Source organism: Rhodococcus sp. IEGM 1408, assembly GCF_033142235.1.
Classification (GTDB): Bacteria; Actinomycetota; Actinomycetes; order Mycobacteriales; family Mycobacteriaceae; genus Dietzia.
In genome coordinates this window covers 391303-403232 of the sequence record NZ_JAWLRW010000002.1, presented here as the reverse complement: position 1 = coordinate 403232, position 11930 = coordinate 391303, and the positions used below count along the sequence as shown (strand labels likewise).

At 72.4% G+C, this 11930-nt stretch carries 9 protein-coding genes; 5 read left to right on the top strand and 4 right to left on the bottom strand.

Going from position 1 to position 11930, the window contains the following annotated elements; genetic code table 11:
- Positions 1 to 16 precede the first annotated feature (16 nt).
- Positions 17 to 487 (bottom strand): methylmalonyl-CoA epimerase, encoded by a 471-nt coding sequence (gene mce, locus R4P08_RS04705; protein ID WP_317812596.1) that lies wholly within the window; start codon positions 485 to 487, stop codon positions 17 to 19.
- Positions 488 to 562: 75 nt separating this feature from the next.
- Between mce and R4P08_RS04700 the strand changes: the two genes are divergently transcribed.
- Positions 563 to 1762 (top strand): acetyl-CoA C-acetyltransferase, encoded by a 1200-nt coding sequence (locus R4P08_RS04700; RefSeq protein ID WP_317812595.1) that lies wholly within the window; start codon positions 563 to 565, stop codon positions 1760 to 1762.
- A 35-nt stretch (positions 1763 to 1797) separates the two neighbouring features.
- Positions 1798 to 2727, top strand: coding sequence for a tetratricopeptide repeat protein (locus tag R4P08_RS04695; RefSeq protein ID WP_317812594.1), 930 nt, complete (start codon positions 1798 to 1800; stop codon positions 2725 to 2727).
- 49 nt (positions 2728 to 2776) lie between these two features.
- Here the strand turns inward: R4P08_RS04695 and glgB are convergent, their stop codons facing one another.
- Both glgB and R4P08_RS04685 read right to left on the bottom strand, forming a co-directional pair.
- On the bottom strand, positions 2777 to 5110 hold the full coding sequence (gene glgB, locus R4P08_RS04690; protein WP_317812593.1) for a 1,4-alpha-glucan branching protein GlgB: 2334 nt from the start codon (positions 5108 to 5110) through the stop codon (positions 2777 to 2779).
- An 11-nt stretch (positions 5111 to 5121) separates the two neighbouring features.
- A complete protein-coding gene (locus tag R4P08_RS04685) occupies positions 5122 to 7140 on the bottom strand; it encodes a maltotransferase domain-containing protein (protein WP_317812592.1) in 2019 nt (672 codons plus the stop codon).
- Between the two features lie 151 nt (positions 7141 to 7291).
- Between R4P08_RS04685 and R4P08_RS04680 the strand changes: the two genes are divergently transcribed.
- Genes R4P08_RS04680 through R4P08_RS04670 form a run of 3 tightly spaced genes read left to right on the top strand, consistent with a single transcriptional unit; the run spans position 7292 to position 10147 of the window.
- Positions 7292 to 8134 carry an ABC transporter ATP-binding protein gene (locus R4P08_RS04680; protein WP_317812591.1) on the top strand — a complete coding sequence of 281 codons (843 nt, stop codon included), beginning with the start codon at positions 7292 to 7294 and terminating at the stop codon, positions 8132 to 8134.
- On the top strand, positions 8131 to 8916 hold the full coding sequence (locus R4P08_RS04675) for an NUDIX hydrolase (protein WP_317812590.1): 786 nt from the start codon (positions 8131 to 8133) through the stop codon (positions 8914 to 8916). Before R4P08_RS04680 ends, R4P08_RS04675 begins: the two co-directional genes overlap by 4 nt.
- Before the next feature lie 10 nt (positions 8917 to 8926).
- Positions 8927 to 10147, top strand: coding sequence for a THUMP-like domain-containing protein (locus R4P08_RS04670; RefSeq protein WP_317812589.1), 1221 nt, complete (start codon positions 8927 to 8929; stop codon positions 10145 to 10147).
- A 243-nt stretch (positions 10148 to 10390) separates the two neighbouring features.
- Here R4P08_RS04670 and R4P08_RS04665 read toward each other — a convergent pair whose 3' ends face one another.
- A complete protein-coding gene (locus tag R4P08_RS04665) occupies positions 10391 to 11761 on the bottom strand; it encodes a hypothetical protein (protein ID WP_317812588.1) in 1371 nt (456 codons plus the stop codon).
- Between the last annotated feature and the right edge of the window lie 169 nt (positions 11762 to 11930).

Genomic DNA, 11930 nt, shown 5'->3' with positions numbered 1-11930 from the left:
GAGCCGGGCCGGGGCCCTAGTGGTGATCCGCCGCGGGCTCGACCAGTTCCAGCAGCACCCCGCCCGCATCCTTGGGGTGCACGAAGTTGATGCGGGAGCCGGCGGTGCCCTTCTTGGGGGAGGGGTAGAGAACCCGGACACCGCGGTCGGTGAGGTGTGCGGTGATCGCCTCGATGTCGGTCACGCGGACGGCCATCTGCTGGATGCCCGGGCCGCTCCGATCGAGGTACTTGGCGATCGTCGACGACTCGTCCAGGGGAGCGAGCACCTGGAGGAGCGCACTGCCCTCCGGGCGACCGGGCGATCCGAGCATGGCCTCGCGGACGCCCTGCTCCTCGTTGACCTCCTCGTGGAGGTTCTCCATCCCGAGGTTGTCGCGGTACCAGGCGACGGCGGCGTCGAAGTCGGGCACGGCCACTCCCACGTGGTCGATTCCCACGACGAGGTCGGACGGCAACAAGGGCTGGCTGTCTGGGGTAGTAGTCATGCCGTCCACGGTAGTCCGTGAGCCGAGACGGTAGTTTGGCTGTACTCGTACCACCCCTCAATCGGAAGGTGTCCCATGACCGCCGACTCCACCCGCACCGTCATCGTGTCCGGGGCCCGCACCCCGTTCGGCCGCCTCCAGGGAGGCCTCTCCTCACTCTCCGCGCCCGAGCTGGGTGGCCTCGCGATCCGCGCCGCCCTCGAGCGGGGCGGCGTGCCCGCCGAAGCGGTTGACCAGGTGATCATGGGCCAGGTGCTCGCCGCAGGTAACGGTCAGATGCCCGCGCGTCAGGCCTCGCTCGCCGGCGGGATCCCGAAGCGGGTCGACGCGCTGAGCATCAACAAGATGTGTCTGTCCGGCATGACCGCGATCGCGCTGGCGGACCAGGCGATCCGCTCCGGTTACTCGGAGGTCGTGGTCGCGGGCGGCCAGGAGTCGATGTCCCAGGCTCCGCACCTGCTGCCCAAGAGCCGCAGCGGGTACAAGTACGGCTCCATCGAGGTCCTCGACCACATGGCCTACGACGGCCTGCACGACGTGCCGACCGACCAGCCGATGGGCGCGCTCACCGAGACCCGCAACGCGGAGCTCGAGATCACCCGTGAGCACCAGGACGAGTTCGCGGCGATCTCCCACCAGCGTGCGGCCAAGGCGTGGGCGGACGGCAAGTTCGCCGACGAGGTCGTGCCCGTCACGGTGAAGGGCCGTAAGGGCGACACCGTGGTGGAGACCGACGAAGGCGTGCGAGCTGACTCGACCGCTGAGTCGATGGCCAAGCTCAAGGCCGCCTTCGCCAAGGACGGGACCATCACCGCAGGCTCGTCGTCGCAGATCTCCGACGGCGCCTCGGCGGTCGTCGTCACGTCCGCCGCCCGCGCCGAGGCCGAGGGCTGGCCCGTGCTCGCCGAGATCGTCGGGTACGGCACGGTCGCCGGCCCGGACTCGACCCTCCAGCACCAGCCCGCCGACGCGATCCTCGACGCCTGCCGGCGCGCGGACATCGAGGTCGACGACATCGATCTCTTCGAGTTCAACGAGGCGTTCGCCTCGGTCGGCCTGCACTCGACCAAGATGCTCGGCGTGAGCAACGACAAGGTCAACGTCAACGGTGGCGCCATCTCCATGGGCCACCCGATCGGCGTGTCGGGCAACCGGGTGGTCCTCACCCTCGCGCTCGAGCTGGCCCGCCGCGGTGGCGGCCTCGGCGCAGCCGCCCTGTGCGGCGGTGGCGGACAGGGCGACGCCATGATCATCCGGGTGCCGGCGACCAGCTGACACCCGTCCGGGCCGACCGTGGCAGGATCGACGACGTGACGAGACCAGGTAACCGACCTCCTTCCGTTCCCGAGAAGCAGCTCGCGGCGTCCCTCTCCGGCGCCGTCGACCTGTCGGGTCTGAAGAAACGTGCCGAGGTGAAGCGGGACGCCGCGGCGACGGCCGGCGCTCCCCGCCCGGGCGCCGGGGTGGCATCCCCGGTAGAGGTGACCGAGGCGTCGTTCGAAGAGGAGGTCCTGGTCCGGTCGACGCAGGTCCCCGTCGTCGTGGAGCTCATGTCCCGGCGCGCGCCCACCGCGCTGACCGCCCAGCTCTCCGCGATGGCCGCGGAGGCGGGCGGTCAGTGGGTGCACGCGGTCGTCGACGTGGACGCCGCACCGGGGATCGCCCAGGCGTTCCAGGCGCGGGCGGTCCCGACGGTCGTCGCCGTCGCGGCGGGCCGCCCGTTGGCGGACTTCGAGGGTGAACAGCCGGAGGACGCGCTCCGCCAGTGGATCGCGGCCGTCCTCAATGCCACCGAGGGCAAGCTCAGCGGGCCCTCGGCGGCGGAGCCCGAGGGTGAGCCGGAGGAGGTCGCGGACACCGAACGCGACGCGGCCGAGGACGCGCTGGCGGAAGGAGACCTCGTCGCCGCCGAGGAGCGGTTCACGGCCCTCGTGGAATCACGCCCCGGCGACCACACGCTCCGCGAGGCGCTGCGCTACGTGCAGGCCGCACGCCGTGCGACGGAGGAGTCCGACGCCGGGGAGGGCACGGTTCTCGCCGCGCTGCGGGCGGCCGACCGCGGGCTCGTGGGCGGGGAGTACGACTCCGCCTTCGCGGTCCTCGTCGACGCCATCCGGGTGAGTGCCGGCGACGACAGGGCGACGCTGCGTGCCCGACTGGTCGAGCTGCTCGAGGCGCTGCCGGCAGACGACCCCCGGGTGCTGGCCGCTCGCCGGAACCTCGCGAACGCGCTGTACTGACACCGGAGGCCCGGGGCGCGCGGTGCCCCGGGCCTTCTGCGACCAGCGGTCAGCGCGTGTGTCGGAGCCACACCGCGGCGCGCGGCCCGACGGTGATCGACGCCGAGTGCGGGCGGCCGTGGTGCGCGCGATCCTCGGCGTGGACCCCTCCGAGATTGCCCGTCCCCGAACCCTCGTAGGCGGACGCGTCGGTGTTGAGGATCTCCTCCCAGTACCCGGCTTCGGGCAGCCCGATCCGGTACTCGCTCAGGGCGGCGCCGGAGAAGTTCACCACGCACGCGATCGTGCTGCCCGCGTGATCGGTGCGCAGGAACGCGAGCGCGTTGTGCTGGGCGTCGTTGGCCTCGATCCAGGAGAAGCCCGAGGGGTCGTCGTCCAGGGTCCAGAGACCGGGGTTCTGGGCGTAGAGCGCGTTCATGTCCTTCACCGAGGCCAGGATGCCGCGGTGGTACTCGCCCTCCCAGCCCTCGAGGTTCTCCCAGGTCACGCCCTTCTCATCGTTCCACTCGCCCACCTGGCCGAACTCCATGCCCTGGAAGAGCAGCTTCTTGCCGGGATGGGCCCACATGTAGGCGTACAGGCCGCGGAGACCGGCGGCCCGGTCCCACGACGTGCCGGGCATGCGCTCCCACATGGAGCCCTTGCCGTGCACGACCTCGTCGTGGCTCAGCGGCAGGACGAAGCGCTCGCTCCACGCGTACATCAGGGAGAACGTGACCTCACCGTGGTGGTGACCGCGATAGACGGGATCGAGCCCCACGTAGCGCAGGGTGTCGTTCATCCAGCCCATGTTCCACTTCATGGAGAAGCCGAGCCCGCCGGTGTCGGTGGGCGCGGTGACCCCGCCCCATGAGGTCGACTCCTCGGCCACGGTGAGGAAGCCGGGGTGCTCCCGGTGCACGGTGGCGTTGACCTCCTGCAGGAACGAGATGGCCTCGAGGTTCTCTCTACCGCCGTAGCGGTTGGGCAGCCATTCGCCCTCGTTGCGGGAGTAGTCCAGGTAGAGCATCGAGGCCACGGCATCCACGCGGAGGCCGTCCAGGTGGAACTCCTCCGCCCAGTAGAGGGCGTTGGCCACCAGGAAGTTGCGGACCTCGTGGCGACCGAAGTCGAACACGTAGGTGCCCCAGTCGGGCTGCTCGCCGCGGCGCGGGTCCGCGTGCTCGTAGAGCGGGGTGCCGTCGAAGCGGCCGAGGGACCACTCGTCCTTGGGGAAGTGCGCCGGGACCCAGTCCACCAGCACGCCGATCCCGCGCGAGTGCAGGTGGTCCACCAGGTAGCGCAGGTCGTCGGGCGAGCCGAAGCGGCTGGTGGGGGCGAAGTAGGAGGACACCTGGTAGCCCCACGAGCCGCCGAAGGGGTGCTCGGCCACGGGCATCAGTTCCACGTGCGTGAACCCGGTCTCGGTCACGTGGTCGGCCAGCTGGTGCGCGAACTCGCGGTAGCCCAGCCCCGGTCGCCAGGATCCCACGTGGACCTCGAGGACGGTCATCGGGGACCGGGAGTGATCGCGGGTCTTGCGCGCGGCGATCCACTCGTCGTCGTCCCACTCGTACCCGGACGTGAACACCTTCGACCCGGTGGCGGGGGGCACCTCGGTGGCCACCGCGAGCGGGTCGGCGTGGTCGACGGTCCGCCCGTCGGCTCCGCGGACGCAGTACTTGTAGACGGCGCCGTCGCCCACGCCCGGGACGAACAGCTCCCACACGCCTGAGTTGCCGATCTTGCGCATGGGCAACGCGACGGGGTTCCACCCGCAGAAGTCGCCGACCACGCTGATCCCGCGGGCGCCCGGAGCCCACACCGCGAAGGACGTGCCGCTGACGGGCCCGCCGGGGGTGTCGTAGGTCCGCACGTGCGCGCCGAGGACGGTCCACAGCCGCTCGTGCCGGCCCTCGCCGATCAGGTAGAGGTCAATCTCGCCGAGGGTGGGCAGGAAGCGGTAGCCGTCGGCGACGGTCCGCGTGTGCCCGTCGGGGTAGGCGATCCGGTAGCGGTAGTCGGGGACGTCCTGATCGGGGAGCGTCGCGTGGAACATGCCCTCGCCGAGCGGCTCCATGGGCACGACCCGCTCGCCCAGGACGATCTCCACGTCAGTGGCGCCGGGCTGCAGGGTGCGCACCACGGAACCGTCGGCGGTCCGGTGCGCGCCGTAGACCGCGTGGGGGTCGCGGTGGGTGCCCGAGCGCAGCGCGTCCAGGTTGCCGCCGGAGAGTTCGGCGCCGGGCAGATCTGAACCGGGGAGATCGGAACCCGAGAGCTCAGTGGCGACCTCCTCGGGCGTCCGCCAGACCGCGTCCGGATCGACCGGCGGTGTCACCCGCTCGGCCCCCTTCGCGGAGGTCTCGGGAGCGGGTCGGCGCTTCTTGTGGTGCTTTCCCATGCCGGTATGCCTCAATCCACGATGTGAGTGCGGTAGGTCAGTTCGACCCTACGTGCTTCGTCGCACGGCGGGATCACGATGATGTGAGCCACCGCGTTCCAGGGCTCGAGCCGCACGTAGTTGCTCGATCCCCAGTGGAATTCTTTCCCCGAGACCTCGTCGAGGACGCTGAACCGGGCGTCGGCGTCGTACCCGAGGGCGGCCATGTCCAGCGTGAGGGTGCCCTCCTGGACCCCGTGGGAGTCCAGGGAGACCACGGACAGGACGCAGTCGCCGGTGGCGGGATCGATCTTCGAGTAGGCGATGATCTGGTCGTTGTCCACCTCATGGAAGCGCAGCGTGCGCAGCTGCTGCAGGGCGGGGTGCTCGCGGCGGATCCGGTTGAGCGTCCGCAGCCAGGGTGCCAGCGACTGTCCGGCGGCCTCGGCCCCGGCGAAGTCCCGCGGGCGGAGCTCGTACTTCTCCGAGTCCAGGTATTCCTCGCTGCCGTCGGCGACAGGCTGCCACTCGTACAGCTCGAAGCCGGAGTACACGCCCCACGACGGCGAGAGGGTGGCCGCGAGCGCAGACCGGATCGCGAACATCGCCGGTCCGCCGCGCTGCAGCGACTCGTGCAGGATGTCCGGGGTGTTGGTGAACATGTTGGGCCTGGCCTCGTCGACGTGACCCAGGAGCTGCTCGCAGAACTCGACCAGGTCCGCCTTGGTGGTCTTCCACGTGAAGTAGGTGTACGACTGCGAGAACCCGCGCTTGGCCAGGCCGAACATCCGGGCCGGGCGGGTGAACGCCTCGGCCAGGAACAGCACGTCGGGCTCGGTCCGCTTGACCTCGGCGATCAGGCGGCTCCAGAAGTCGGCCGGCTTGGTGTGCGGGTTGTCCACGCGGAAGATCCGCACCCCGAGGGAGGTCCACAACCGGACCACGCGGAGCACCTCGGTGTAGATGCCCTCCGGGTCGATGTCGAAGTTGACCGGGTAGATGTCCTGGTACTTCTTGGGCGGGTTCTCGGCGTAGGCGATGTGGCCGTCGGGCAGGACGGTGAACCACTCGGGATGCGCCTGCGCCCACGGGTGGTCGGGGGCGCACTGCAGCGCCAGGTCGAGCGCGATCTCGATCCCGCGGGTGGCGGAGTAGTCCACCAGCTCGCGGAAGTCCTCGATCGTGCCGAGCGCCGGGTGCACCGCGTCGTGACCGCCGTCCGCGGAGCCGATCGCCCAGGGGGAGCCGACGTCGCCGGCGTCCGGGGTGAGGGTGTTGTTGCGGCCCTTCCGGTTGATCTCGCCGATCGGGTGGATGGGCGGCAGGTAGACCACGTCGAACCCGAGGTCCGCCGCGTGGTCGATGTACGCCCGGGAGGTCGCGAAGGTGCCGTGGACGGGTCGTCCCTGCTCGTCCCACCCGCCGGTGGAGCGGGGGAAGAACTCGTACCAGGAGCTGAACTGCGCCCCGCGGCGGTCGACCCACACGCGGTAGGTCTGACCGGGCGTGACCAGTTCCCGGACCGGGTTGGCGGCCATGGCGGCCGCGACCTCGGCGGACAGCGCGGGGGCCGTCCGGGTGCCGGCGTCGCCGGGGCCGCGCAGCGTGTCGGCCGCCCCGGTCAACAGGGCCGCGCGGTCGGTGGCGCCCGCGGCGGCGGCCTGCCCGGCGCCCAGTTCCAGGACCCGGGCGCCCAGCTCGAGCTCGTTGCCCAGCACGTCGGCACCCTGGCCGGCGTCCATCTTCTTGACGATGCCGCTGCTCCACGTGGCAAAGGGGTCCGACCACGCCTCCACGCGGTACGACCACATCCCGGGGGTGTCGGTGGTGAGGAGCGCGTGCACGGTGTCGTGCTCGGCCCCGGGCACCATCGTCGTCCGGGAGGAGGCGCCGCCGGGCCGGCGCACGACCAGGCTGGCGGACAACGCGTCGTGTCCCTCCCGCCACACGGTGGCGGCGATCGGCACCACCTCACCGACGACGGACTTGGACGGGAACCTCCCGCAGGAGACCAGGGGGCGGACCTCGTCGATGGCCAGACGGTCGTTCACGGCGGTGCTCCTCTCGGGACGTGGATTCCGCTGCGCGGAAGCGATCACCCCACGACGCTAGCGAAGCGGGGGCGATCTGGGAGGGGTGTCACCTCCGGTTCACCTGCCAAGCCCGTGTTCCTCGCCACCCTTCTCCCCGATCCGGGGTTAGATGGGCTGCGTGGATGCGCCGATCGAGACCGACCCCGACCTTGTCCTGGACCTCCGGGACGTCTCGCTCCGGCGGGACGGGCGGACCCTGGTGGGTCCCGTCACCTGGCAGGTCGAGCTGGACGAGCGTTGGGTGGTCCTGGGGCCCAACGGCGCGGGGAAGACCTCGCTGCTGCGTATCGCCTCGGCGCTCGAGTACCCCAGCACCGGCACGGCGGTGATCCTGGGTGAGCAACTGGGACGGACCGAGGTCACCGAGCTCCGCAGCCGCGTGGGCCTGTCCTCCGCCGCGGTGGCGGGCCGGATCCCCGGAGACGAGATCGTGCAGGACCTGGTCGTCTCCGCCGGCTACGCGGTGCTCGGCCGGTGGCGGGAGGCCTACGCCCAGGAGGACTTCGACCGCGCGGCGGACACGCTGGAGATGATCGGCGGCGAGCACCTCGCGCTGCGCACCTGGGGGACGCTGTCGGAGGGCGAGCGCAAGCGGGTGCTGATCGCGCGCGCGATGATGACCGACCCGGAGCTCCTGCTGCTGGACGAACCCGGCGCGGGACTGGATCTGGGAGGCCGCGAGGATCTGGTCGCGAGGCTGGAGGACATGGCCATGGACCCCGACGCTCCGGCCACCGTCCTGGTGACCCACCACGTGGAGGAGATACCCCCGGGTTTCACCCACGCGATGCTGCTCGCCGAGGGCGGGGTGACCGCGCTCGGGCTGATCGACGAGGTGATCACCTCGGAGAACCTCAGCCGTTCGTTCTCCCAGTCGATCGTGGTGGACGCGATCGACGGGCGTTACTTCGCCCGGCGCGCCCGCCGGTCCGGCCGGCACCGACGACCGTGACCCGCCCCGAACCCGCGACGGCCTCCGCCCCGGAGTCCGTCCCCGTCCGTGAGGCCGCCACGGTCGCGCTGGTCCGCGACGCGCGCGTCGGTGGTGGCCTCGAGGTGTTCCTCCAACACCGGGTCGCCACCATGCAGTTCGCCGCCGGCATGTCGGTGTTCCCCGGCGGCGGCGTGGAACCCCGGGACTACCTGGGCGCCCGGCCGTGGCTCGGCCCGGAGCCGGAGTGGTGGGCTGAGCGGTTCGGCATCGACACCGACCGGGCCGCCGCGGCCGTGCGGGGGGTGACGCGGGAGCTGTTCGAGGAGACCGGAGTCCTGATGGCCGAGCCCGATCCCGCGGCGGCTGATGCGACGCGGCCGGCGCAGCTCCCCGGCACCGCGCAACTCCCCGGCACCGCGCAACTCCCCGGACCAGCCGAGCGCCGGGCGCTCGACGCCGGCGAGGGAGACCTCGATTCGCTGCTGGCCGCCCACGGCCTGGTCCTGTCCGCGCATCTGCTGCGCCCGTGGGACCGGTGGACGACCCCCGTCGGCCCACCTCGTCGGTACGACACGCTGTTCTTCGTGGCCGCGCTGCCCGAAGGGGCGGAGGCCGACGGGGGGACGAGCGAGGCGCGCGCGACCGAGTGGATGCGCGCGGACGACGCCTGCACGGCGGGCACCCTCGGGCGACTGGGGATGCTCCGCCCGACCCTCGACGTGCTCGCCGACCTCGCCGCCGCCGCGGACGTGGCCGAACTCCTCGACACGCCCCGGGCCATCACGCCGGGCGGCCGGTAGTGGGGCACCGGTGACCCCGGAGGACCTGGACTTCCTGCAGTCCGACGCCGGGGGAGACCTGCTCGCCCTGGCAGAGGGACTGGACTGGTCGCGCGCGCGGATGGTCGCCTCGACCGCGTCCGTCCGGCGGGTGGACCCCGTTCACGCCGCCGCCGCGATCGACGTGGTGACCGCCCGGCTGCGGGCCTCGGGCCGGATCCGCGGCGCAGAGCGGATGCTGCTGACGGACGAGGCCGTCCAGCAGGCCACCGCGTGGCCCGTGGCCGCGCTCCGCGCCCAGCGCCTGGCCGGCCGGGACGTCCACGACGTCACCTGTTCGGTGGGCGCCGAGCTGGGCGAACTCGTGCGGACCGCGGGCCGGGTCGTCGGCTCCGATCTCGACCCGCTCCGCGCCCGGATGGCCGCGCACAACGTCCCGGGCGCCCTGGTGTGCGTGGCGGACGCGCTGGCCCCGCCGAGCCGCGACGCCGTGCTGGTGGCGGACCCCGCCCGACGGTCCGGCGGGCGGCGGATCCACGATCCCGAGCAGCTCAGCCCGCCGTTGTCGGCGCTGCTCTCGGTCGCGGCCGGCCGCGACCACGCGATCAAGTGCGCGCCCGGACTGGACACCTCCCTGCTCGACCACTCCGGGGAGGTCCAGCTGGTCTCCCTGGACGGCTCCGTGCGGGAGGCGTGCCTGTGGTCGCGGGGCCTGTCCGCGGGGGTGCGGCGCCGCGCGAGCGTGGTCCGCACCGGGCCGGCCGGCACCCCAGGACCCTGGGGACCGGGACGACTCGTCGCGGACGGGGTCGCCGTCCACGTCGAGGAGGTCACGGACGCGGACGACGACGAGGTGGACGCCCACGGGGAGGCCGACAGGTTCATCGTCGACCCCGACGGGGCGATCGTCCGGGCGGGCCTGGTGCGGCACTGGGCCCGCCGTCACGGGCTCCGGCAGCTCGACCCCCGGATCGCGCATCTCACCGGCCCGCGCGTGCCGGACGGATACACCGGCTTCGAGGTACTGCAGCGCTGCAGGCTCGACCGCAAGGAACTGCGCCGGGTGCTGCGGGAGCGCGACTGTGGCTCGCTGGAGATCCTCGTCCGCGGGGTCGACAACGACCCCGACGTGCTCCGCCGGTCACTGGCGCTCAAGGGCACCCAACCCCTGGCCCTGGTGGTGACCAGGATCGACAGGTCGGCGGTGGTGTTTGTGTGCGGGCCGCGGACCGCCGATCGCCCGGACGGCTGACGGATGAACAGCGCTCACTGGGACCCTGCAGCACGGTTCGCGCACGCCGGAGGCGAGGAAGACGAGCGGTAGCGCCCGGTGCGCGAGAAATCCGCCCCTCGTATAGCGATCCGCGCGCGGAGGTCCGCGGGCGGATCGTAATCGGAGGGGCGGATTAATCCGTCGTTCGTCTGCGGGCCGCGCACAGGCTGACACTGGCCACCAAAACGCTGGTCACTCGAAGACTGATCACTAGAACGCTGGTCACTCGAAGACGTAGACCGCGCCCATCGCGGTGGTGAGCGCGATCCGCCCGTCGCTGTCCACACTCAACCCGGAGACGGGCCCGGTGGCGGCGGGGACCGCGATCTCGTGCACGGTACGGCCGTCCGTGCCGTCGAGCAGGTGGACGGAGATGCCCGGCTCGTCGTCGGTCCCCCCCGACCGGACGGCCACCACCACCCGCCCGTCCCCGGTGGCGGCGGGGTTGGTGAGCTGCCGCAGGTCGTCCCGACGCCAGACCTCCCGGCCCCGTCCGTCCTCCTCGCGGACGGCCACCACGGGCGCCGGGCCGGCGTCGGCCGCGTGGTCGTCGTCAGGTCCGCGCCACACGGTGGTCGTGCGACCGCCGGTGACCAGGGTGCCGTCGGGGAGCAGCGCGGGTGGTGTATCGGGCCGGTACCCGACCGGGGCCGACCAGAGCGGGGAGCCGTCGGCCGTGGAGAAGGAGGACAGCGAACCGTCCCGGGCGTGCAGGTGAACCCGGGAGCGGTCGTTCGACAGCACCACCGGGACGCCGAGGCGGCCTCCGGGGAGCCCGACGCGCCAGAGCACCTCCAGTCGCCCGGTCTCGCCGGCGGTGAACCGCACCGCGACCAGCTCTGGTGCGGGCTCGCCCGGATTCCAGGCGGTGAGGTACGCGGTGCCGGTCTCGGTGTCGACAGCGGCGGGACCCGGCGCCGGACACCCGCGCTCCCCGGAACCGCACCACGGCAGGCCGAAGGCGGGGTCGGAGGCCGCCATCTCCCCGGCCACCGGGAGCTCGGACGAGGCGTCGAGCCCGGTCTGGGTGTTGACCACCCTCGCGATCCCCAGGTGCGAGATGAGCAGGAGGTGGCGGTTGTCGAGCAGCGTGACGGTGGTGGGGATGCCCCGCGTCTCGGCGAACCAGCGGTTCTCACCCTCCGCCGCCACCGCGCCCACGCCGCCGTACATCGGCACGAACAGCGAGCCGCGGCCGTCGACGGTCGTGGTGATGCGGGGCCCGTCGGTGGGCAGGCGCAGGCACCAGCGCTTGCGCCCGTCGTCGGCGGTCAGGGCGAAGAGGTTGCAGCCGCGATCGGAGACGGTCGCCTGGAAGAACGTGCCGATCCCGTCGGAGCTCGCGACGCCGGTCGCGGGGGCTCCGAGCGTCCGGGACCATACGAGTTCGGGGGAGTCCGAGACCGCGGCGTGCGCGCGGCCGGAGTTCGGGGGACCACCGGTGACGGAGGACCAACTGGCCGCCTGACCGAGGCGGGCGTCACCGCTCCCGGTGCTGGAGGCACACCCGGCGGCGAGCCCCACGGAGATCGCGCCGACCAGCAGGGCGCGTGCGGCACGCGCGGCAGTGGACGGTGTCGGTGCCGATCCCACTCGGGGTCCCCTCTCCTTGGGCAGCTGTCAGGGAGAGCGTAGTCGGCGCTCACGTGCGCGCTCTCCGGACGCTCCGGGGACGGGCTGCGACAGGCCGGCGGCGTGCGGCGGCGGCCGGCCGCGGCAGGGGGAGGACGGGGGAAGCGACGGGCGGCTGGAGACCGACGCG

Bases quoted from the DNA above. Each gene is read 5' to 3' on its own strand.
- mce (WP_317812596.1), bottom strand. From the start codon at position 487: ATGACTACTACCCCAGACAGCCAGCCCTTGTTGCCGTCCGACCTCGTC.
- R4P08_RS04700 (WP_317812595.1), top strand. From the start codon at position 563: ATGACCGCCGACTCCACCCGCACCGTCATCGTGTCCGGGGCCCGCACC.
- glgB (WP_317812593.1), bottom strand. From the start codon at position 5,110: ATGGGAAAGCACCACAAGAAGCGCCGACCCGCTCCCGAGACCTCCGCG.
- R4P08_RS04680 (WP_317812591.1), top strand. From the start codon at position 7,292: ATGGGCTGCGTGGATGCGCCGATCGAGACCGACCCCGACCTTGTCCTG.